We start from the raw sequence: 21,517 nt of genomic DNA on the forward strand, positions 1-21,517 counted from the left end.
TCCGCTTTGCCGGCCCGAACCGCCTGAACAGGCGCTCGGGCCGCGCGTCGTCACATCGTTCCCTGCATACCGTCCCGCCATTCGCATGCGGCTCGCGCAGCGTCCGCGCACCGCGCGATTCGTGACTGCGCAGTACAAGTTCTTATGTCGCCGCATGCGTTTATCGATCGCGCGCCGCGCACGATACTGCGCACCATCCGGCGCCGTGCGCGTCATTCGACACATCGCAACGACATGAACAGGTACTCAGGATTGAAGCGCTTCGCGCGCCCGGCCGTGCTGGCCGCCATTCCACTGGCCGCACTGCTCGCATTGACGGGCTGCCAGTCCGACGACAAGACGCCAACCGCGCCGCCCAGCGTGATCGTCAGCGCGCCGGTCATACGCAACGTCAACGACGTCGACGTATACACGGGCCGCTTCGAAGCAGTCGACACGGTCGACGTACGCCCGCGCGTGAGCGGCTATCTCGAACGCGTCGCATTCCAGGACGGCGCGACCGTGAAGAAAGGCGACCTGCTGTTCGTCATCGATCCGCGCCCGTACGACGCGGCCGTCACGGCCGCGCAGGGCACGCTGGCGCGCGCGCAGTCGCAATTGAAGCTGACCCAGCAGGATTTCGAGCGGGCCAGCATCCTGATCAAGACCGACACCATCGCGCAGAGCCTCTACGATCAGCGCCGCCAGGCCGTGCAAAGCGCGCAGGCCGACGTGACGAGCGCGCAAGGCGCACTCGAGCGCGCGCGGCTCGACCTGTCGTTCACGCGCATCGTCGCGCCGATGTCGGGGCGCATCGGCCGCAAGCTCGTCAGCGAGGGCAACCTCGTGAAGGGCGGCGACAGCGACGCAACGGTGCTGACGACGATCGTGTCGCAGGATCCGATCGACATCTACTTCGACGTCGACGAGGAAAGCTATCTGCGCTACACGCGCGAACCCGCGCAAAGCGGCGGCACTGCGTCGTCGCGGCAGGTGGCGATCGCGCTCCCGGGCGACGCACGGCCGTCGCTGGCGGGCACGATGGATTTCGTCGACAACCGCCTCGACAACTCGACCGGCACGCTGCGTCAGCGCGCGCGCGTCGCGAATCCGGCCGGGCGCCTGAGCCCCGGCCAGTTCGGCCGCGTGTACCTGTCGAGCCGCATCGCGCACGCCGCGCTGCTCGTGCCCGATTCGGCCGTCGCGACCGACGCGACGCGCCGCGTGCTGTACTTCGTCGACTCGAACGGCGCCGTGTCGGTGCGCCCCGTCACGCCCGGCCGCCTGTTCGGCAACCTGCGCGCAATCGACGCGGGGCTGAAGGCAGGCGACCGTGTGATCGTCGACGGCTTCCAGCGCGTGCAGGCCGGCGACAAGGTCAACGCGGTGCCGCGCGCAATCGACGCGGCGACCGTGGCCGACGCGATGAACGCGTCGAACGTTGCGCGCGCAACCGATGCGGCGAGCGCCGCCGCAGGGAGCACGCAATGAACCTCGGCCGCCTGTCCGTCCAGCAGCCGGTGCTCGCGATCGTCCTGTCGATCGTGCTGACCATCGCCGGCGCGCTGGCCTATTTCTCGCTCGCGGTGTCCGAGTATCCGGACATCGCGCCGCCGACCGTCGTGATCCAGGCGAGCTATCCGGGCGCGTCCGCGGAAACCGTGTCGCAAACGGTGTCGACGCCGATCGAGCTCGAAGTGAACGGCGTCGAGGACATGCTGTACATGGCCAGCCAGGCGACCTCCGACGGCAGCCTGAACATCACCGTCACGTTCAAGCCAGGCACCGACGTCGACAAGGCGCAGGTGCTGGTGCAGAACCGCGTCGCGCTCGCGACCCCGCGCCTGCCCGAACCGGTGCAGCGCAGCGGCGTGTCGGTGCGCAAGTCGTCGCCGACGCAGCTCGGCACCATCTTCATCTACTCGCCGGACCAGCGCTACGATCCGCTGTACGTGTCGAACTACGCGATCCGCAACGTCGCCGACGTGCTGAAGCGGATCGACGGCGTCGGCGACATCAACCCGCTCGGCGCGCGCGAATACTCGATGCGCATCTGGCTCGACCCGGAACGCGTCGCATCGTTCGGCCTCAGCCCGACCGACATCATCGCCGCGGTGCGCGCACAGAACACGCAGCTCGCGGGCGGCGTGGTCGCGCAGGCGCCGATCACGAACCAGGCGTTCCAGCCGAACCTGATCTTCGAAGGGCGCCTGAAGCGGCCCGAGGACTTCAGCGACATCGTCGTCAAGCAAGGCCAGGACGGGCGGCTCGTGCGGCTGAAGGACGTCGCGCGCGTCGAAGTCGGCGCGCTCGCGTACTCGACCGACAGCTACATGCTGCGTCACCCGACGATCGCGCTGCAGGTGCTGCAGCAGCCGGGCGCGAACGCGGTCGCGACGATGGACGCGGTCGAGAAGAAGATGGCCGAACTCGGCAAGACCTTCCCGAAGGGCATCGTCTACAACATCGGCTACAACCCGACCGCGTTCATCGGCGACAGCATTCACGAGCTCGTGAAGACGATCTACGAAGCGGTCGTGCTCGTCGTGTTCGTCGTGCTGCTGTTCCTGCAGGGCTGGCGGCCGTCGATCATCCCGATCCTGTCGATTCCGGTGTCGCTGGTCGGCACGTTCGCGGCGATGGCGATGCTCGGCTACTCGATCAACAACCTGACGCTGTTCGGCCTCGTGCTCGCGGTGGGCATCGTCGTCGACAACGCGATCGTCGTGGTCGAGAACGTCGAGCGGCACCTGGCGGCGGGCGCCGGCCCGCGCGACGCGACGCTGCTGACGATGAAGGAAGTCGGCGGCGCGCTGTTCGCGATCACGCTGGTGCTGTGCGCGGTGTTCGTGCCGACCTCGTTCATGCCGGGCATCTCCGGCCAGTTCTTTCGCCAGTTCGGCGTGACGATCGCCGTGTCGACCGCGATCTCGTTCTTCACGTCGGTGACGCTCGCCCCCGCGCTGTCCGCGATGATGCTGAAGGCGCATGACAACGCGCACGATGCGTCGGCATCGGCATCGGCGTCGACGTCGCGCGCGGCCGCGCTTTTCGCGCCGCCGATGCGCATCGTGCAGCGTTTCGCGGCTGCATTCAACCGCGCGTTCCAGCGCGTGTCCGACGCGTACGGCGCGCTCGTCAGGAAGCTCGTGCGGATCATCCCGGCGATGACCGTGCTGTACGTCGTGCTGATCGCGGCGACCGGCTACCTGCTCGTGTCGAGCCCGAAGGGCTTCATTCCCGCGCAGGATCGCGGCTACCTCGTCGTGCTCGTGCGCACGCCCGACGGCGCGACGCTCGAACGCACCAGCGCGGTCGCGCGCAAGATCGAGGACATCGCGCTGTCGGTGCCGGGCGTCGCACGCGTGCCGGTGTTTTCCGGCGTGAACGCGGCCACCGGCACGAACTCGGCGAACAGCGCGGGCCTGTTCCCGGTGTTCAAGCCGTGGCCGGAACGCAAGGCACGGGGGCTGACGATCGACACGATCGCGGCCGAAATGCGCAAGCGGCTGGCCGGCATCACGGAAGCGTCGATCGTCGTCGCGATGCCGCCGCCGGTGCAGGGCCTCGGCAGCACGGGCGGCTTCGCGATGCGGCTCGAAGACCGCAACGGGCTCGGCACCGCCGCGCTCGCGAAGGCGACGCAGGATCTCGTCGCGGCCGCGAACCGCACGCCCGGCATGGTCGGCGTCTATACGCCGTATTCCGCGACCAGTCCGCAGGTGCATGTCGAGCTCGACCGCGAGAAGGCGGAAATGCTCGGCGTGGCGAGCCAGGCGATCAACGATGCGGTCGAAACGTATTTCGGCTCGACCTACATCAACGACTTCAACATCGTCGGGCGCACCTACCGCGTCACCGCGCAGGCCGACCTGCCGTTCCGCGTGAGCGCATCCGATCTCGCGCGGCTGAAGGTGCGCAACCGCAACGGCGACATGGTGCCGATCGGCAGCGTGACGCGCATCGACGACTCGCTCGGCGTCGACCGTGCGCCGCGCTACAACCTGTATCCGGCCACCGAGATCAACGGCGACACCACGCCGGGCCTCGGCTCCGGCTATGCGATCAAGACGATGGAAACGCTCGCGAAGCAGGTGCTGCCGCCCGGCATCTCGTACGAATGGACCGATCTGTCGTATCAACAGACCACGGCCGGCAACACCGGGCTGCTCGTGTTCCCGCTGTGCGTGCTGCTCGTCTATCTGGTGCTGGCCGCGCAGTACGGCAGCTGGAGCCTGCCCGTGTCGATCCTGCTGATCGTGCCGATGTGCCTGCTGGCCGCGTCGCTCGGCGTGCGCGTGCTCGGCCAGGACGTGAACATCCTCACGCAGATCGGCTTCATCGTGCTGGTCGGGCTTGCCGCGAAGAACGCGATCCTGATCGTCGAGGTCGCGAGGCAGCTCGAAGCCGACGGCCGGGAACTCGTCGACGCCGTGGTCGAAGCATGCGTGCAGCGGCTGCGCCCGATCGTGATGACGTCGCTCGCATTCATCCTCGGCGTGCTGCCGCTCGTGATCTCCGAAGGCGCCGGCGCGGAAATGCGTCAGGCGGTCGGCGCCGCGGTGTTCTTCGGGATGATCGGCGTGACGTTCTTCGGGCTGCTGTTTACGCCTGTGTTCTATGTACTGGTCCGCCGGCTCGCGACGCGCAAGTCCGGCGTCGCGGTCGCGGCCGCGGAGGTCGTCCAATGAAGTTCATCCGACTCGTGGCCGCGCTGTCCGCGGCGGCCGTCCTGACCGCGTGCACCAGCGCACCGGTCGCCACCGTCGCGCCGCCGCCGCTCGCCGCGACCTATGCCAACGCGGAGCTCGCGCGCGGCGGCGCGGCCGCCGCCACCGATACGTGGTGGCACGGCTTTCACGATCCGATTCTCGACCGGCTGGTCGATCGCGCGCTCGCGAACAACCTCGACCTGAAGGCCGCGGTCGCACGCATCGACGCGGCACGCGCGGTGCGGATCGGCGCCGCATCGCAGTGGCTTCCGTCGCTCGACCTGAATGCGGGCGCGGATCGTCAGCGGCTGTCCGCGTCGCAGGCATTCCCGACCAATACGCCGACCGTCGGCAATGCGTTCGACCTGAATGCGAGCGTCGCGTGGGAAATCGACATCTTCGGGCGCATCCGCCAGGGCGTGTCGGCGGCCGACGCGGACATCGTGTCCGCGCAGAACGACGCGGCCGCCGTGCGGATCGCGACGATCGACGAAACCGTGCGGACCTACGTGACGGTGCGCGGGCTCGAACAGCGGCTCGCGCTGATCGAGGCAAACGCGCAGAGCCAACGCGGCACCGAAGCGTCGACTCGGCGCCTGTTCGATGCGGGCGTCGTGCCGATCGCCGACGTCGATCGCGCCGCCGCGCAGGCGGAAACGACGCTCGCCGAGCTCCCCGCGCTGCAGTTGCAGCGGCAGGCTGCGATTCATCGGCTGTCGATCATCACCGCATCGACGCCGCAGGACATCTACGCACGGCTCGATCCGCCCGCGCCGGGGCCCGTATGGACGGCGGCCGTGCCCGGCATCGGCACGCCGGCCGACCTGCTGCGCCGGCGGCCGGACGTGCGCGCGGCCGAGGCCCGCGTCGTCGCGGCCTACGCCCGCATCGGCGTGGCCGAGGCCGACCTGAAGCCGCATCTGCAGCTGATCGGCATCATCGGCGCGGCGGTCGACGGCTTCTCCGGCGCGACGCTTGCACGTTCGCTCGCATGGATGGCGGGCGCCGGCGCGAGTGCGCCGCTGTTCGACGGCGGACGCCGACGCAGCGTCGTCGCGTTGCGCCGCGCGCAGGCCGAGCAGGCGCTTGCGGCCTATCGGTCGACCGTGCTCACGGCGGTGAGCGACGTCGAGACGTCGGTGGCGGCGACCGCGCGCGATCACAGCCGGACCGAGCGCCTCGAACGCGCGGTGTCGAATGCACGGGATGCGTATACGCAGATCAATCGATCATGGCGCAGCGGCGAATCGGCGTTCATCGACACGCTGGAGGTGCAGCGCGCGCTGCTCGCGGCCGAGGATGCGCTCGCGCAGGCGCGGACCGATGAGATGCTCGCGCAGGTCCGGTTGATGACCGCGCTCGGGCAGTAGGCGGGTTGACGCGATGCGACCGGTGCGGGCGTGCAGCGGTCGACATGTAGAGAAGCGGCTCTTCGTGAATTTCCGGGGAACGCCGGGGAGGAACGTCGGCATTCGGCCACAAAGAGACGTTTGCCTGTTTCTCTACCGAGACATCTGGACGTCCGGTCCTAGCTCAGCCTCCGCCACTGCCATCGCCCTGCGCGTGACCAGCTCGCCGAGTGCAACGTCGGCAAGCGCAATCCCAAGCGATTTGAAGACCGTTATATCGGCTTGCGAGCGCGTCCCGGCAACTCCATTGGCGATGACATCGCCGAGTTCCGCAACGGTGCTCCAGTCAACGACACCCGGCGCCGCCATCAGCAGATCCCCCGCCTCTTTCTCTGCCTGCTCTAGTGATTCGACAACAATCATGCCGGCCCGGGAAAGTGTCGTATCGTCCACTTCGCGTGCGCTTGGCTTGCTGGAGCCGATCGCTGCGACGAAGGTTCCTGGTTTGAGGTCGGCGCCGTCGAAGAGCGGGACCGTGCTGCGGGTTGCAGTGACAACGACGTCGGCCACCTGCACCGCTGTTTCTGCGGTTGAGGCCTCAAAGCGTATGCCAGCGTAACGCGCTTGCATTTGCGCAATCGCTTCCTGCTCGCCCTCGATGCCGACCACCAGTACGCGCTTGATGCCCGAATTATCGACAAGCGCCCGGATGTGGCTCTCGCCTGGACGCCAGTTCCGAACACGGCCAGAGCCTCAGCATCGGTGCGGCCAAACGTATCAAACGCGACGCGGGTTACCGCCGCTGTGCGGTATTCCGTGAGTGCGCCGCCGTGGATAATGGAGAGCAACCTGCCGTCACGCGTGGAAAACAACGGAATCACGAAGTCGAAGACGCCGTTGTGCGTCGAGTAGACCTTCGCACCGCACACGCCGGCAGCGGGCAGAATTGCCCCATCGTGCTCAACGACACGTTTTCGCCGAGCGTGCGCACGCGTGACTGAATCTTTGCGTGCCAGCGGCCTTGTTCAGCAAGCGCAAAGCGCATTGTTTCAATGGCGTCGCCCATGGTGATCAGCCGTTGAACCTGATCGTCGGTAATGATGTACATGGTATTTCCTGGCAGGGTTCAGAAGCGGTAGAAGGCTGCCTGCAATGCGCGGCGGTCATCCGGATGGCTGAGCATCGCCAGCATCAGGAGAATGCGAGCCTTTTGAGGCGCCTGATCGTCGACGACGATCCAGTCATAGTCGTCGTCAGGCTGCGCGCCGTTGCGCACGACTATGCCACTGCCTGTGCGCGAAGCCCTCACCACGTGCATGCCGCCGCGCGTTGCCTCCCGCAGCGGCCCGACCATATGCTCCGCGATGTTGCCGTTGCCGGTGCCAGCGAAGACAAGGCCGCGCGCATCCGCTGCAATGGCGCGGACGAGACTACTGCCAAGCGCGCCGTAGGCGTAGACGACGTCGACTTTTGGCAACGCCTTGATGTCGTCGATGGACCACGGGGTGGAAACAGTATGATCGCGCGATGGCATGCGGTAGTAGCGAGGCTTGCCTTGGGTCACGTAACCAAGCGCGCCGTAGGGCGAGCGGAATGCCTCGAGCTTGAAGCTGTTTGTCTTCGTAACGTCTCGAGCAGTGTGGATTTCTTCGTTTGCGACGACAAGCGTTCCCTTTCCATGCGAGGACGGATGAATGGCTACCGCAATCGCGGAGTAGAGATTCAGCGATGCGTCGGAGCTCATCGCCGATGGCGGCCTCATCGAACCGACTACAACGACGGGCTTCACGCTCTTCAACGTCAGATGCAGAAAGTACGCGGTTTCCTCGATGGTGTCAGTGCCGTGCGTGAGAATGACACCGTCTACTGTGTCGTCCTTGAGCACCTCGGACACCCGCTTCCCGATCATGAGCAGGTGCTGTTCGTTGAAGTTCTCTGAGCCCGCCTGCAGCAGCTGTTCTGCGCTCAGGTTTGCGAGCGACGACGCTTCTGGAATGGCCGACAACATTTCATCAATCGGGAGCACTGAGCACGCGTATGCTGAAGTGTCGACAGCGCTTGCGCCACGGCCGGCAATCGTACCGCCCGTGCCGATGACCACAATATTGGGTTTGTCTTTCATTCAGTATCGACTCGAGGAATTTTTGATTGAGGACAGCCGTGCGCCACAGGCTGCACGGCTCATTGGGCGAGCGCGAAAAAGCTGGACAGCGACGAGTCAGGCTTGCCGTCGATCCAACCCGTGAGCAACGCAGCTGAACCGGAGGCCAACGTAAAACCGAGCGCACCATGCCCGATGTTGAGCCAGAGATTCGGATAACGCGTGGGCCCGATAATCGGCTTGCCGCGTGGCGTGGCGGGACGCAGCCCGGTCCACTCAGTGGCGTCAGCGTGATTGGCTACAACCTGAGGGAACAGCGCGGCGGCCTCCGCACGTAGCGCGGCAACGCGCGATGGATCGGGCTTCAGGGAGTACCCGTCTAGGTCGGCCATACCTGCCACGCGCAACCGGTCGCCAAGTCGCGCATAGACCACTTTGCGGGCGAAATCGGTAACACTCAACGTCGGTGCTATTGCCTGAGGTCCCAGCGAGTAGGTCAGGCTGTAGCCCTTGAGAGGATAGACGGGCACACGAACGCCCAATGGCTGGAGCAGGTGCGCAGCGCTTGCCCCGGCAGCTACGACGACATGGTCCGCTTCGAGTGTCCCGCCGCCGCTGCGCGCTACGATGTGTCCGCCTTTGGCGACCTCCAGTGCGTCGATGCGCGTATTCATCGCAAACTGCACGCCGCGTGCCCTCAAAATGGCTTCAAGACCTTTGCTAAAGCGATGGCAATCGGCTGTATCTTCGCTACGCGTATAGATACCGCCGACAATCAGCTCGCGCACATCAGTCAGTGCGGGTTCGAGCGCGACGCATTCGGCGGCAGACAGTGCCTTCTGCTCGCAGCCGAGCGAGCGCTGGAAATCAAGCAAATCGATGGCACCCTTCATGGCGGCAGCGTCGCGGTGCAGGACGAGCTTTCCAGAGTGTTGAAAGTCGAAGTCGAGCGTGGGTTCGTCGCGCAGGAGTTGGTGCACGAGCGCGCGGCTCGCAAATGAGAGCGAGAGCAACTCGCGCGTGGTGAGATTGCTACGCCGGTGCGTGCAGGCGAACACGAATTTCAGGCACCAGAGCCACTGCTCGGTGCTCACCGACGGCCGGAAGCGCACTGGCGAATCCCGTCGAGCGAGCCACGCGGGCAGCTTCGACAGCACGCCCGGCCCGGCAAGCGGCGCGACGTAGCTATACGACAACTGGCCGCCATTACCGAAGCTGGTCTCGGCGGCCACGTCACCATGCCGGTCGATAACGATGACCTGATGTCCGGCCCGGTTCAGATAGTAGGCGCTCGCCAGACCGACGACACCTGCACCCAATACGGCAATCTGCATGTCGCTTGTTTCCCTGTTTCACGGTGCACTCACACGAGACAGGATGTTGAGCCAGGCGACACCAGCGGGATTGCACTGAAGAGCAAAAAAATAGAAGAAACGCGACAACGAATCTCCGCCGGACAGGGTGCGCGCAGCGATGGCGTCGCCCCCCCGGCCGCACAGCTTCAGTCCTCGGTTGGACCTGCGCGCGAACCACGCAGCTTGCCAGGGGTCACGCCGTAGGTCTCGCGGAACACCCTGATGAAATGCGCGGAATCGGCAAAACCACACTCATATGCGATGTCCGTGACCTTGCGCCCGGTGTTCAGCAGCATCCAGCGCGCGTAGCGTAGCCTCATACCTCGATAGAACTCATTCGGCGACACCTTCATCTCGGCCATGAATGCCCGCTCGAGCTGGCGCACGCTCGTGCCAATCATCTTCGCGATCACCGCGATGTTAAGCGGCGCTTCGAGGTTTTCCTCCATGAGCAGCGCAGCATGGCGTACGTTTGCATCGTCCACCGACAGGTAGCCCAGTGCGCGGCGGCGCTCGATGAACGAGGCGCCGGCCTGCCGACTTACGGTCATCTGGTGAATCACCTTCGATGCGCGGTCAGGTCCGCAATGCAGATTGATGAGCCGCGCGGCGAGCTCGATGACCGAGATGCCGCCCGCACACGTGATGCGATCGCCGTCAATAAAGTAGTCGGCATGCGTGACGACGCGTAGCCCGGGGAACATGTTGCGATAGTCGTCGAAGTGAAAGCTGTGCACGCATGCGACGTGATCCTGCATGAGCCCGGCATGGGCGAGGACAAAGCTACCAGTGCAGATGCCTACCAGCGGAACGCCCGCCTGTGCGGCGGCGCTCAGGTAGTCCCAGTAGCGCCTGTCCACCTTCTCGAGATGCGGCAGCAGGCCGCCGATGACGACGATGTAGTCGAACTGCGCGACTTCCGGAAAGGCCGCCTGCACCGGTACAGCGATACCGCAGCTCGATTCGACGGTGGTGTCGTGCACGCCGATCGTCGTCCAGAGACAGCGCAACTGACGACTCTGGTCGCTGCGATCGGCAGCGTGACGTAACGCGTCACAGAGCCCGCCAAGCGACAAGAGCGGAAAGCGCGGCCATAGCAGGATTCCGACATTGAGTTCCGCGCCGGAACGCCCCAGAAGCGACTCGGGTGCCGTAGAAAGCGAGTCAAGCCGGTCCACCAGTTCGTGGGCCGGCGGCGCTTTGGCCGGGGGATCGTCGGAGGAAAACATGGGCAGCGCGAGTAATCGGTGTCACGCCATTATAGGACCGCACGGCACGCATCGCCGCTGTCGCATTTCTTCTGTTTTCTGGCAAATCGGTGCAATGCCGCTGGTTTGTGTTTGCATAAATTTGTCTCGCCAGCGCAGACCACCTGCCGCGCGGTACAAGGACGGAGGCGACGGGGACAATCCAGCGGATCGCCCTCGATGCAGATAACTATCGATGAGGTAATGCAATGACCAAGAGCAAAATATTGGGTCGCCGTGCGACGACCTTTGGCATTCTGGGGGCGCTGGCCGCCGTTTCTGCCGGGGTGGCGCATGCCGACGAAACCGTGAAAGTCGGTGAAGTTGCGCCTCTCACCGGTCCGGCTTCATATCTGGGCAAGGACACTGAGAACGGTGCAAGGCTCGCGGTCGAGGAAGTCAACGAAAAGGGGCTTGTCGTCGGCGGAAAGAAAGTCACGCTGGTTCTCGACACCGAAGACGATGCTGGCGATCCGCGCCAGGCCACGCAGGTCGCACAAAAGCTTGTCGACGCCAAAGTAGTGGCGATAGTCGGTCACATGAATTCTGGAACGACGATCCCGGCCTCCAAGATCTATCGTGACGCCGGTATCGTTCAGGTCTCACCGGCGGCTACGAATCCGGCGTACACGCTCCAGGGCTTCAAGACCGCATACCGCGTGGTGGCAACTGATGCCCAGCAAGGGCCGGCCCTCGCCGATTACGCGATGCGGAAGTTAAAAGTCAGGACAGTTGCCATCGTCGACGACGCCACCGCATATGGGCAGGGTCTGGCCAATGAATTCGAGAAACGTGCGAAGGCAGATGGCCTTTCGGTGGTTTCGCACGACGCGACCAACGATAAGGCTATCGACTTCCGCGCTATCCTGACAAAAATCAAGGGCGCGCATCCGGACGTAATCATGTATGGGGGCCTCGACGCAACGGGCGGCCCGTTTGCGAAGCAGGCCAAGCAGCTCGGCATGACGCAGAAGATTCTTGCAGGCGACGGCCTGTGTGCCGACGACCTTTCAAAACTCGCCGGGGACGCGGCCGATGATGTGATCTGCTCCGTCGCAGGCTCGCCGCTCGAGAAGATGCCCAAGGGCCCGGCCTTCATGCAGCGCTACGAAAAGCGCTTCGGTACACACCCCGTCCTCAACTCGCCATTCGCTTACGACGCTGTATACGTCATCGCCGAAGCGATGAAGCGCGCCGGCTCGACGGCCCCCGACAAGATTCTTGCCGCAATGCCAGAGACGAACTACGAGGGTGTGCTCGGCCAGACACAGTTCGATTCGAAGGGCGACCTGGTCCACGGGACGATTTCCCTCTACAAGTATGTCGGTGGAAAGCAAACCCTCCTTGACTACGTGAAGAACTAACCCGGCAGGGCCGGTTGTTCAAACCGGCACAACTTCAGTGATGCGGTTGTGTCGGTCGTACACCTCCTCTTTTTCCCTCACTCCCGCCGTCTTGATAGCGAAAACGCTGACTGCCGACGCATCCTGTCGTGCGGGGCGTAATTTCCGTAAGCGCACAACGGCCGGACGCTCTAAACCGGATATGGATATCTTCCTGCAGCAGTTAATCAACGGGCTGGTACTTGGCAGCATTTACGCCATCATCGCGCTCGGCTACACCATGGTGTACGGGATTCTGGGCATCATCAACTTCGCGCACGGCGACGTGCTCATGATGGGCGCCATGGTCGCGCTCTCCGCGATCAACGTGCTCCACAATCACTTCCCGGGCCTCGGGAACATCCCCACGCTGTGCATCGCGCTCGCGGTCGCCGCGGTCGTGTGTGCGGTCATCGGGTACGCGATTGAAAAGGTCGCGTACCGGCCACTGCGCCGCGCGCCGCGTCTCGCCCCGCTGATTACCGCGATCGGCGTGTCGATCCTGCTGCAGACGCTCGCGATGATCATCTGGGGCCGCAATCCGCTCGCGTTCCCCCAGCTCATCTCGACCGATCCCATCAACGTCATCAAGCCGACTGAAACCGGCGTCGGCGCCGTGATCTCGCCCACCGAGATCGTGATCATCGTCGTCGCGTTCCTCGTGATGGCGGGCCTCCTGCTGCTCGTGCACAACACCAAGCTCGGCCGCGCGATGCGCGCCATCGCCGAGAACTCCGGCGTCGCGAGCCTGATGGGCGTGAATCCGAACTTCGTGATTTCGGCCACCTTCATGATCGGCTCGGCGCTTGCCGCGCTGGCCGGCGTGATGATCGCCTCCGAATACGGCAACGCCCACTTCTATATGGGCTTCATCCCGGGCATGAAGGCGTTCACCGCGGCGGTGCTTGGTGGCATCGGCAACCTGGGCGGCGCGATGGTGGGCGGCGTGCTGCTCGGCCTCATCGAGCAGCTTGGCGCCGGCTACATCGGCAGCCTCACGGGCGGCGTGTTCGGCAGTAACTATCAGGACGTGTTTGCGTTCGTCGTGCTGATCGTCGTGCTCGTGTTCCGTCCGTCGGGGCTGTTGGGCGAACGGGTCGCGGACCGCGCATAAAGAGGGGAACACAACATGACATCCATTCAACCGATCGAGCCGCGGACGACGCTCATCCCTGAAAAAAACACCGCGAAAACGCTCACGGTGGGCATCGTGACCGCCATCGTCGTGGCCTCGCTGCCCTTCGTGGTCGGCGCCACGGGCGGCAACTACTGGGTCCGCGTGCTCGACTTCGCGATGCTCTACGTGATGCTCGCGCTGGGCCTGAACGTGGTGGTCGGCTTCGCCGGCCTGCTGGACTTGGGCTACATCGCGTTCTATGCGGTGGGCGCCTACACCGCCGCGTTGCTGACTTCCCCGCACCTCGCCACGCAATTCGCCTGGATCGCCAACATGTTCCCGGGCGGGACGCACACGCCGTACTGGATCGTGGTGCCGGCGGCGATGGGGCTCGCCGCGCTAGCGGGCGTCCTGCTCGGCGCGCCGACACTGCGTCTGCGCGGCGACTACCTCGCGATCGTGACCCTCGGCTTCGGGGAAATCGTCCGCATCTTCATGAACAACCTCGACCGTCCGGTGAACATCACCAACGGGCCGCAGGGCATTACGGGGGTCGCGCCGCTGCATGTTGCGGGTATGGATCTCTCGCAGCCGTACACGCTGTTCGGCTTCACGTTTACCGCGGTGTACTGCTACTACTACGTATTCGTGCTCTGCGCATTGATCGTGATCTGGGTGTGTACGCGTTTGCAGCACTCGCGCATCGGCCGCGCATGGGCCGCGATCCGCGAAGACGAAATCGCCGCGAAGGCCATGGGCATCAACACCCGTAACGTGAAACTGCTCGCGTTTGCGATGGGCGCGTCGTTCGGCGGCCTCTCGGGCGCGATGTTCGGCGCGTTCCAGGGCTTCGTCTCGCCGGAATCGTTCACGTTCTGGGAATCGGTCGTGGTGCTCGCCTGCGTGGTGCTGGGCGGCATGGGCCATATTCCGGGCGTGATTCTCGGCGCGGTGCTGCTGGCCATTTTCCCCGAGTTCCTGCGCTCGTCCATGGGCCCGCTGCAGCACATGCTGTTCGGCCATGAAGTCGTCGATACCGAAGTCATTCGTCAGCTGCTCTACGGCCTCGCGATGGTCATCATCATGCTCTACCGGTCGGAAGGCTTGTGGCCTGCCGCGAAGCACGCAGACAAGATCGCGAAGATCGCGAAGCGCACGAGCAAGAAGCCGGTGCGCGCATAAACGACCGGACGGAGAACAGACTATGAGCGACAAACCAATCCGCCTGTCGGTGAAGGGCGTGAGCAAACGCTTCGGCGGCCTGCAGGCACTCTCCGAAGTGGGCCTGCAGATCGAGGCAGGCACCATCTACGGCCTGATCGGCCCGAACGGCGCGGGCAAGACCACGTTCTTCAACGTGATCACGGGCCTCTATACGCCAGACTCGGGCGAGTTCCGGCTCGACGGCGACACCTATACGCCGACCGCCGTGTATCAGGTGGCGAAGGCGGGCATCGCGCGCACCTTCCAGAATATTCGCCTGTTCGGCGGTATGACCGCGCTGGAAAACGTGATGGTGGGCCGCCACGTGCGCACGAAGCACGGCCTGTTGGGCGCGGTGTTCCAGACGCCGGCCGAGCGCAAGGAAGAGCGCGAGATCAAGGAGCGCGCGCTCGAACTGCTCGAATACGTGGGCATTGCGCAGTACGCCGACTACACCTCACGCAATCTCTCGTACGGCCATCAGCGCCGTTTGGAAATCGCGCGCGCGCTCGCGACCGATCCGAAGCTGCTTGCGCTCGATGAGCCGGCAGCGGGCATGAACGCGACCGAGAAGGTCGAACTCACGCGCCTGCTCGACAAGATCCGCGCCGATGGCAGGACCATCCTGCTAATCGAGCACGACGTGAAACTGGTGATGGGCCTGTGCAACCGCATGACAGTGCTCGACTATGGGAAGGTGATTGCGCAGGGTCTGCCGCAGGACGTGCAGAAGGATGCGAAGGTGATCGAAGCTTATCTGGGTGCGGGGGGCCACTGATGTCCACGACGCAAGCAATGTTGAAAATCAAGGGCCTGCAGGTCAACTACGGCGGCATTCAGGCGGTCAAGGGTGTCGACCTCGAGGTCGGGCAGGGTGAACTCGTCACGCTGATCGGCGCGAACGGCGCGGGCAAGACCACGACGATGAAGGCGATCACGGGCCTGAAGGCGTACGCGGCCGGTGACATCGAGTACATGGGTCAGTCCATCAAAGGGCTGCCCGCGCACGAGTTGCTCATGCGCGGTCTCGCGATGGTGCCGGAAGGGCGCGGCATCTTCGCGCGCATGTCGATCGTCGAGAACATGCAGATGGGCGCGTATCTGCGCACCGACAAGGACGCCATCCAGAAGGACGTCGACCGCATGTTCGGCTTCTTTCCGCGTCTGAAAGAGCGCGCATCACAATACGCGGGCACGCTGTCGGGGGGCGAACAGCAGATGCTGGCGATGGCGCGCGCGATCATCTCGCGTCCGAAGCTGCTGCTGCTCGATGAGCCGTCGATGGGTCTGTCGCCGATCATGGTCGAGAAGATCTTCGAAGTGGTGCGGTTGATTTCGTCCGAAGGCATGACCGTCCTGCTGGTCGAGCAGAACGCGCGTCTTGCGCTGCAGGCGGCGAATCGCGGCTACGTGATGGACTCGGGTCTCGTCACGATGTCGGGTGATGCGAAGCAGATGCTCGATGATCCGAAGGTGCGGGCGGCGTATCTGGGCGAGTGAATCAGCGATACCAGCGAGGACTGAAATCCTTCGAAAAGCTTCACTACGGTAGACGGCTATCTGGGCGACCAGCAATACGAGGGTAGTCCCAAGTGGATGGCGCCTTCGCCACCGAAAGCCGCCATCCAGCGCTGGACGATCCGATGACCGGAAGGGGTTGAAAGCGGACGGCATGGCCCGCGTACCCCGTAAATCTGCGGATGAACTTTTGTTACCACCGATCGCGGTCGGGCATGGCGTCGACAGCCATAGCAATCCGGTCCTCGACCGGCAAATCGTCGTGTTCCGGGGGCGACCGCCCCGTGGTGGATGCGCTCACGAGCCGCTTGCGATAAATACCCTTATCGCATGCGCCCTTTGCGCGACCTAAACTGTTCCCATGAAAACCGCTCCCGTGCCGCGCGCGCGGACGGGGCACCGACCGTCCGCCGGGCCGGCCGCCAGAACCTTCCCCTCCCGGCCCGGTAGCCGGACGAGTCGTACGGAACCGGCTGACGGCAACACAGCCCCGTCACAAGAGGCGCTGTTGGGCTCGGCTAACGTTCAGGCGCGTTCGCGCTTGTCCCGTTTTGACGCCACAGGTCAAATGCGCGCGTGGCCGCCCACGTGTCGATCGACGGATCAAGAGTCCCGCATGCGGCCGTGACGCATTAAAAAATGCGTCAGATACAATTATGTCACATTAGTTGCGTGCGCAACTTTAGTGAAGCCCCCGTCACGGCGGCGTTTTTGTTTGCTAAGCTTACCACTTTCTCGATGTCGCCGGTCGGCGCTGGCGAGCCACGCGCTTGGTGCAGCTGCGGCGCAAGCATGCCGCCAGGGTGCGGATTTCGTTGATGGTGATCAGCCGTTCCGGCGATCGCTTACCTGCTCGCGCCGACGGTGCGTGAAGCGCAGCGGATCGCCAGCGCATTTCGCGCCACGACCGTGATGCCGAGCCCCTTCACGATGCTGCTGTCGACCCAATGGATCAACGACGGCACCGCGAGTGAAATGCTGGCCACGATTCGATCGGAGGCGCATGCACGGCAGGCGATCGCGGGCCGGATTCTCCGCGCATGGCCTTTCGATGCCCACCCCGACGGTTTCCATCTCTGGCTGCCGATTCCGCGCGAGTGCCTATGGACCGCACCGGACCTGGCGCAGCATCTGCGGAGTCGAAGCGTCGCCGCCGTGGCAAGCGCGGCATTTTCGACGGACGGCGACCCGCCAGCGGCGATTCGCATCTGCCTCCGCGGGCCGCAGGATCGGGAACAGTGCCAGGACGGCCTGGAACTCGTCGCGGAGGCACTGACCGACGCGCATCATCTTTATGGCGCGGCGATGTAGCGGCTGGGTAGCCGCGGACCCAAATAAACTTGACACCGCTATCAGGATCGGCACGAAGCTGCCCTCACGGCCACGAGCGATTTCGACACGAACCCGATCGCGAGCCGTGAGGGCGCGTCTCGTTATAGTACGTGCGTCAGTCGTCGATTTTGCGTCTTGCGTCCCGCCCTCCGCTCCGAGTCCACACAACCAATGCCCGAGACGCTCTTCGGCTTTCAGGCGAAGGGGAGACAGCAACCCGTTGAACCCGCCCACTTTGCCCATCGGGAATAGGGATCTATACTTAGTTAACAGACTAATCCGTGATTTCGCAACGCTTCTTAGACAGCCTTCGGCAGTCCCGTTGTCAAACATGACCCACGTCGACGGAGGGGATATGAATCTGCAACGCGGCATCACGCTCGCTGGCGTCGGCATGCTGCTCGCCAGCGCCGTAACGTGTGCGCAATCGTCACCCAACCATGCGGACGCCTCTCCACCGCTGACGCGCACCGAAGTCCGACAGCAGGTGATCGATCTGAATGCGGTCGGCTATCGTCCCGAGATCACCGGCAACGCGCTCTACCCGAACGATCTTATCGAAGCGCAACGACGTCTGGCCTGCAAGCAGAAACTGCAGGCCCAAGGCGGAAACGATGCTGAATGGGCACGGCGTTGCAACATTGCAAGCACGATCACGACGGCCAATCCGTCAGCTTATTGAGCGTCGATGCGCGCCATAAGCCGGCATTCACCGACACACCGCTACGCGAATTGCCGGCACGACGGCGTGTCGCGCCGGCGCGTCGTTCATCGCCGGGTTCCGTCTCGACGGTAGCACCGGATGACGGCTGACAGGCTTCGTCAATGCTTCGTGCCGAAGCCGGCAACGATCGCCTTCGATTCAGCCGAGTCGAGCAGCGTTTCGAATTCGTAGAGTTCGGATCTGAACAACGCATTCATGCCCGCAAACGCGTGGCTCTTGAGCAGCGCCTTGGTCTTGACAACCGCCGCGCCGGGCATCGTCGCCAGTTTCTCTGCGCGTTCGCGGGCATACGCGAACAGCTTTTCAGGCGCGAGCACGCGATTGACGAGGCCGGTGCGCAGCGCATGGTCGGCGTCGAATGCTTCGGCAAACAGCATCGCTTCCGCGGCCAGCCGGTAGCCGGCTGTCATCGGTGCCAGTCGGCTCGACCCGAATTCAGGACTCACGCCGATTTTGGTAAACGGCATGCCGAATATCGCATTGGAGGCCGCGTACACGACGTCGCAGTGATACAGCAGCGTCGTCCCGATCCCCATTGCCGGTCCCGCGACAGCAGCGATCAGCGGTTTAGTCAGCGCATTGACCGTATCCATGAAGGTCAAGACCGGGCGATAGCCTTCATGGGCGACGGATTCCGACTTCAGATCTTTCCCGGCCGTAAACATATCGGTCTGGCCGCGAATGAGAAGAACGCGGACGTCAGGGTCGTTTTCGGCATCGGAAAATGCCTCGCGAAGCATCGTATAGGCGTTGTCGTCGAGCGCATTCCTGCGCTCGCGTCGGTTGATTTCGATTTCAGCCACACCCTTGGACACAACATAGAGAATGGGGAGATCCACTGCCGGCATCCTGGTAATTTGAGAAGAAAAGGCGCTTCATGAATCGCGGCTGCGTTGCACCTGGAAATTCACCGGTTCCGTTACGTCGTCACCGCAATAGCCGGCCAGATCGATTCCGTAATCTCGCGGATTCCCTGATGCAGGTACGGCCGCCGCCCGAAAACCTGCGGAGATCGGGTTCGTCCATTGCCGCGCCGCGTTGACGGTCAGTTCGTATGCCGGCATCCTGACCTCCGCTTACTGCGCCAGCGCACGAATTCCCGCGTTGAAGTTCACCATCGGCGAGCCTGCGTCGCCGGTGGTCGTCTTGCTGATCTTGCCGACGAACATCTCGTGCGTGCCGAGGGTCGTGGTATGGATGACGTCGCACTCGACGTTGGCCAGTGCGTCCACCAGGATCGGCAGGCCGTCCAGTCCCGCGTTCCACTGCCCCCTGGCAAAGCGCGGGCAGCCCTGCGGCTCCTTCATGAATTTCGTCACGACGTCCTGGTGAGCGTGGCCCAGGATATTGGCGACGAATTTGCCGTGGGTTCTCAACGGCTCGAGCATCGAGGAGTCGCGGTGCACGAAGAAGCCCACCAGCGGCGGCTCGGCCGAAATCGCCGTCAGGCTGGAGACCACCATCCCGCTCGGATTGGCGACGTCTCCGGTCGTGATCGCGGACACGCCGGCCGCGAGCATGCGCATCGCGGCCTTGAAGTCCTCGACCGAACTGCCGCCCGAGCACTCGTTGCGCACAATGTGTGCGCGAATCAGACCGGCCTCGTTGACCCAGTTGTATTTCCGGGCGAAGCCCACCATCGCGCCGAAACCGGCTTCCCAGTCCGCATCCCCCGCCTTGCCGGACAGGAATCGAATGACTTGGGGATTGACCCAGACGTGTTCTTCATCGGCACGCTGGCCGACTCGCGCGATCGCGCGATCGAGCAGCGCGCTCGGCTGCTCGTCCACCAGGATCTCGAACTGCTGGAAGTGCGAAGGCGCAATCAGCGTAATCGCACCACTGTTGGTCATATGCAGACGCATTGCAAGTCTCCGTATTGCTCGCTTATCGATTAACCGAACCGCCACTCGCATTTCGATCCATGTATGGAGACCGACGACGCGAGTGCGATTGTTGTTGAATCGATTCTAAGCCGTCCGGAAGATCCGGCTCAATTCAAAAAACTCGCGTTCTGTATTAGGAAATCGACATCAATACGCTTCAATTCTTCTCTTCCCGCCCGTACCCGGATCAATCGGGCGTCGATAACGCGATAGCCCGATGGCCCGAGGGCCGGCGTCGATGCGCCTTGTACCGCCGATGCGTCGTCACCGCACGTCGACGGCGCGTCATCCCTCGACACGCGGCTCGCGCTCACACCACGCCCCGCTCGGCCAGCTCGGCAATACGCTCGGCGCTGTAGCCGAGCACGTGTTGCAGCACGTCGCGCGTACCCTCGCCCAGTTGCGGCGGCGCACGTCGCACCGGCATGCGCTCGCCATCGAAGCGCCACGGCGGCGCAAGCACGGGCGTCGTGCCGGATTCCGTATGTGGGTGAGGTTGCATGGTCAGGAGCCCCGCTTGCGTCGCGCGCTCCGACAGCAGCGCTTCGCGCAGCCCCGCCACCTCGCCGCATGGAATGCCCGCGCCCGCGAGCTTGGCGAGCAGCGCAGCGCGCTTCTCGCCCGCAATGGCGCGGCGGACTTCGGGCAGCAACACAGCGCGATTCCGCGAGCGCAGGATATTGGTCTTGAAGCGCGCGTCGTCGGCAAGTTCCGGGCGCAGCAGCACTTCACGGCAAAAGCGTTCGTACTGACCGTTATTGCCCACCGCGACCACTACCGGGCCGTCTTCGGCGTCGAATACGCCATACGGCACGATCGACGGATGCTCGTTGCCGAAACGCGGCGGATCCTCGCCGGCCACAAGCGCCTCGAGTCCGTAGTAGGCCGTGATCATGAGCCCGCAGTCGAACAGCGCCATTTCGATGTGACGCCCGCAGTCGGTGCGTTCGCGTTCGTAGAGCGCGGCGAGAACCGCCTGCGCCGAATACATGCCGGTAAACAGGTCGACGGCCGCAACGCCGAACTTGAGCGGCGGCCGTTCGGCTTCGCCATTCAACGCCATCAATCCGGCCTCGCCCTGCACGAGCAAATCGTAGCCGGGGCGAGCGGCCTCCGGGCCGGCGCGATCGTAACCGGAAATCGAGCAGTAAACGAGCTTGCTGTTTTCGCGCTTCAATTGCTCGTAGCCGAGGCCGAGCTTTTCCGCGCCGCCGAACTTGAAATTCTGAATGACGACATCGGATGTCTTCGCGATGTCGCGAGCGATCTGCTGTCCCTCCGGGGTTTGCAGGTCGAGCGTGAGCGAGCGCTTGTTGCGATTCACGCTATTGAAATAGGCCGTTTCCGTGCGGCCGATGCGCCGGCCCCAATCGCGTGTGTCGTCGCCGCGACCGGGATGCTCGACCTTGATGACCTCGGCGCCCAGGTCGCCGAGCACCATCGCGCACCACGGCCCGGCCAGCACGCGCGAGAGATCGAGTACGCGTACGCCGGCAAGCGGCAGTGCGCTGTTTTCTGAAGCCATCGGATTGTTCCTCGATGCATTACGCCACACAAAGCGGACTCCGGCATGCGGCTGGCGTTTCGTCCATTCGGCTCGCGAACGTGCTCG

The 21,517-nt window shown here is 64.1% G+C and carries 17 protein-coding genes and 2 pseudogenes; 10 read left to right on the forward strand and 9 right to left on the reverse strand.

From position 1 onward, the window contains the following. The first annotated feature begins 234 nt into the window (after nt 1–234). From O1Q03_RS05715 to O1Q03_RS05725, 3 genes are read left to right on the forward strand one after another with little or no spacing between them, the layout of a single operon-like run. Nucleotides 235–1,470, forward strand: a complete 1,236-nt coding sequence (locus tag O1Q03_RS05715; RefSeq protein WP_269502117.1) for an efflux RND transporter periplasmic adaptor subunit — start codon at nt 235–237, stop codon at nt 1,468–1,470. Beyond that, complete coding sequence (locus tag O1Q03_RS05720) at nt 1,467–4,670, forward strand: efflux RND transporter permease subunit (RefSeq protein ID WP_269502119.1); 3,204 nt, start codon at nt 1,467–1,469, stop codon at nt 4,668–4,670. Before O1Q03_RS05715 ends, O1Q03_RS05720 begins: the two co-directional genes overlap by 4 nt. After that, nucleotides 4,667–6,061, forward strand: coding sequence for an efflux transporter outer membrane subunit (locus O1Q03_RS05725; RefSeq protein WP_269502120.1), 1,395 nt, complete (start codon nt 4,667–4,669; stop codon nt 6,059–6,061). The genes O1Q03_RS05720 and O1Q03_RS05725 overlap by 4 nt, the downstream gene beginning before the upstream one ends. A gap of 132 nt (nt 6,062–6,193) precedes the next feature. On the opposite strand, the pseudogene O1Q03_RS05730 reads toward O1Q03_RS05725, so the two are convergent. The 5 genes and pseudogenes from O1Q03_RS05730 to O1Q03_RS05755 form a co-directional block, all read right to left on the reverse strand. Beyond that, nucleotides 6,194–6,969, reverse strand: a pseudogene (locus O1Q03_RS05730) (ornithine cyclodeaminase family protein). After that, nucleotides 6,918–7,148 (reverse strand): hypothetical protein, encoded by a 231-nt coding sequence (locus O1Q03_RS05740; RefSeq protein ID WP_269502122.1) that lies wholly within the window; start codon nt 7,146–7,148, stop codon nt 6,918–6,920. The pseudogene O1Q03_RS05730 and the gene O1Q03_RS05740 overlap by 52 nt, the downstream one beginning before the upstream one ends. 18 nt (nt 7,149–7,166) lie before the next feature. After that, nucleotides 7,167–8,162, reverse strand: a complete 996-nt coding sequence (locus O1Q03_RS05745; RefSeq protein ID WP_269502123.1) for an asparaginase — start codon at nt 8,160–8,162, stop codon at nt 7,167–7,169. 59 nt (nt 8,163–8,221) lie between these two features. Further along, the gene (locus O1Q03_RS05750) at nt 8,222–9,475 is read right to left on the reverse strand and encodes a D-amino acid dehydrogenase (protein WP_269502124.1); all 1,254 of its coding nucleotides are present in this window, start codon (nt 9,473–9,475) and stop codon (nt 8,222–8,224) included. A 167-nt stretch (nt 9,476–9,642) separates the two neighbouring features. Continuing rightward, nucleotides 9,643–10,725: a GlxA family transcriptional regulator gene (locus O1Q03_RS05755; protein WP_269502125.1), complete on the reverse strand. Its 1,083-nt coding sequence runs from the start codon at nt 10,723–10,725 to the stop codon at nt 9,643–9,645. A gap of 227 nt (nt 10,726–10,952) precedes the next feature. Here O1Q03_RS05755 and O1Q03_RS05760 point away from each other — a divergent pair, with 227 nt between their 5' ends. From O1Q03_RS05760 to O1Q03_RS05790, 7 genes and pseudogenes are all read left to right on the forward strand, one after another. After that, nucleotides 10,953–12,107, forward strand: a complete 1,155-nt coding sequence (locus tag O1Q03_RS05760) for a branched-chain amino acid ABC transporter substrate-binding protein (RefSeq protein ID WP_269502126.1) — start codon at nt 10,953–10,955, stop codon at nt 12,105–12,107. Between the two features lie 181 nt (nt 12,108–12,288). Next, the gene (locus O1Q03_RS05765; RefSeq protein WP_269502127.1) at nt 12,289–13,239 is read left to right on the forward strand and encodes a branched-chain amino acid ABC transporter permease; all 951 of its coding nucleotides are present in this window, start codon (nt 12,289–12,291) and stop codon (nt 13,237–13,239) included. 15 nt (nt 13,240–13,254) lie between these two features. After that, the gene (locus O1Q03_RS05770) at nt 13,255–14,424 is read left to right on the forward strand and encodes an ABC transporter permease subunit (RefSeq protein ID WP_269502129.1); all 1,170 of its coding nucleotides are present in this window, start codon (nt 13,255–13,257) and stop codon (nt 14,422–14,424) included. Between the two features lie 22 nt (nt 14,425–14,446). Then, complete coding sequence (locus tag O1Q03_RS05775) at nt 14,447–15,223, forward strand: ABC transporter ATP-binding protein (protein WP_269502130.1); 777 nt, start codon at nt 14,447–14,449, stop codon at nt 15,221–15,223. Between the two features lie 17 nt (nt 15,224–15,240). After that, a complete protein-coding gene (locus tag O1Q03_RS05780; RefSeq protein ID WP_442865751.1) occupies nt 15,241–15,945 on the forward strand; it encodes an ABC transporter ATP-binding protein in 705 nt (234 codons plus the stop codon). An 858-nt stretch (nt 15,946–16,803) separates the two neighbouring features. Next, nucleotides 16,804–17,274 (forward strand): annotated as a pseudogene (locus O1Q03_RS05785) (PLP-dependent aminotransferase family protein); the annotation flags it as partial. 376 nt (nt 17,275–17,650) lie between these two features. Further along, complete coding sequence (locus O1Q03_RS05790) at nt 17,651–17,977, forward strand: DUF4148 domain-containing protein (RefSeq protein ID WP_269502132.1); 327 nt, start codon at nt 17,651–17,653, stop codon at nt 17,975–17,977. Between the two features lie 140 nt (nt 17,978–18,117). Here O1Q03_RS05790 and O1Q03_RS05795 read toward each other — a convergent pair whose 3' ends face one another. The 4 genes from O1Q03_RS05795 to O1Q03_RS05810 all read right to left on the reverse strand — a co-directional run bounded on the left by O1Q03_RS05795 (nt 18,118) and on the right by O1Q03_RS05810 (nt 21,430). Continuing rightward, nucleotides 18,118–18,858: an enoyl-CoA hydratase-related protein gene (locus tag O1Q03_RS05795; RefSeq protein WP_269502134.1), complete on the reverse strand. Its 741-nt coding sequence runs from the start codon at nt 18,856–18,858 to the stop codon at nt 18,118–18,120. A gap of 36 nt (nt 18,859–18,894) precedes the next feature. Then, complete coding sequence (locus O1Q03_RS05800) at nt 18,895–19,083, reverse strand: hypothetical protein (protein ID WP_269502135.1); 189 nt, start codon at nt 19,081–19,083, stop codon at nt 18,895–18,897. A 12-nt stretch (nt 19,084–19,095) separates the two neighbouring features. Continuing rightward, complete coding sequence (locus O1Q03_RS05805) at nt 19,096–19,884, reverse strand: flavin reductase family protein (RefSeq protein ID WP_269502136.1); 789 nt, start codon at nt 19,882–19,884, stop codon at nt 19,096–19,098. 331 nt (nt 19,885–20,215) lie between these two features. Continuing rightward, nucleotides 20,216–21,430, reverse strand: a complete 1,215-nt coding sequence (locus O1Q03_RS05810; RefSeq protein ID WP_269502137.1) for a CaiB/BaiF CoA transferase family protein — start codon at nt 21,428–21,430, stop codon at nt 20,216–20,218. Nucleotides 21,431–21,517: the final 87 nt, after the last annotated feature.

The sequence above is a fragment of the Burkholderia sp. IMCC1007 genome (assembly GCF_027257875.1).
In the GTDB taxonomy this organism is placed as follows: domain Bacteria; phylum Pseudomonadota; class Gammaproteobacteria; order Burkholderiales; family Burkholderiaceae; genus Burkholderia.

What these genes read in the sequence shown, in the direction of transcription:
- O1Q03_RS05750 (WP_269502124.1), bottom strand. Translation starts at nt 9,475, where the DNA reads ATGCAGATTGCCGTATTGGGTGCAGGTGTCGTCGGTCTGGCGAGCGCC.
- O1Q03_RS05745 (WP_269502123.1), bottom strand. Translation starts at nt 8,162, where the DNA reads ATGAAAGACAAACCCAATATTGTGGTCATCGGCACGGGCGGTACGATT.
- O1Q03_RS05800 (WP_269502135.1), bottom strand. Translation starts at nt 19,083, where the DNA reads ATGCCGGCATACGAACTGACCGTCAACGCGGCGCGGCAATGGACGAAC.
- O1Q03_RS05780 (WP_442865751.1), top strand. Translation starts at nt 15,241, where the DNA reads ATGTTGAAAATCAAGGGCCTGCAGGTCAACTACGGCGGCATTCAGGCG.
- O1Q03_RS05805 (WP_269502136.1), bottom strand. Translation starts at nt 19,884, where the DNA reads ATGCGTCTGCATATGACCAACAGTGGTGCGATTACGCTGATTGCGCCT.
- O1Q03_RS05720 (WP_269502119.1), top strand. Translation starts at nt 1,467, where the DNA reads ATGAACCTCGGCCGCCTGTCCGTCCAGCAGCCGGTGCTCGCGATCGTC.
- O1Q03_RS05725 (WP_269502120.1), top strand. Translation starts at nt 4,667, where the DNA reads ATGAAGTTCATCCGACTCGTGGCCGCGCTGTCCGCGGCGGCCGTCCTG.
- O1Q03_RS05760 (WP_269502126.1), top strand. Translation starts at nt 10,953, where the DNA reads ATGACCAAGAGCAAAATATTGGGTCGCCGTGCGACGACCTTTGGCATT.
- O1Q03_RS05775 (WP_269502130.1), top strand. Translation starts at nt 14,447, where the DNA reads ATGAGCGACAAACCAATCCGCCTGTCGGTGAAGGGCGTGAGCAAACGC.
- O1Q03_RS05770 (WP_269502129.1), top strand. Translation starts at nt 13,255, where the DNA reads ATGACATCCATTCAACCGATCGAGCCGCGGACGACGCTCATCCCTGAA.
- O1Q03_RS05765 (WP_269502127.1), top strand. Translation starts at nt 12,289, where the DNA reads ATGGATATCTTCCTGCAGCAGTTAATCAACGGGCTGGTACTTGGCAGC.
- O1Q03_RS05715 (WP_269502117.1), top strand. Translation starts at nt 235, where the DNA reads ATGAACAGGTACTCAGGATTGAAGCGCTTCGCGCGCCCGGCCGTGCTG.
- O1Q03_RS05790 (WP_269502132.1), top strand. Translation starts at nt 17,651, where the DNA reads ATGAATCTGCAACGCGGCATCACGCTCGCTGGCGTCGGCATGCTGCTC.
- O1Q03_RS05810 (WP_269502137.1), bottom strand. Translation starts at nt 21,430, where the DNA reads ATGGCTTCAGAAAACAGCGCACTGCCGCTTGCCGGCGTACGCGTACTC.
- O1Q03_RS05740 (WP_269502122.1), bottom strand. Translation starts at nt 7,148, where the DNA reads ATGTACATCATTACCGACGATCAGGTTCAACGGCTGATCACCATGGGC.
- O1Q03_RS05755 (WP_269502125.1), bottom strand. Translation starts at nt 10,725, where the DNA reads ATGTTTTCCTCCGACGATCCCCCGGCCAAAGCGCCGCCGGCCCACGAA.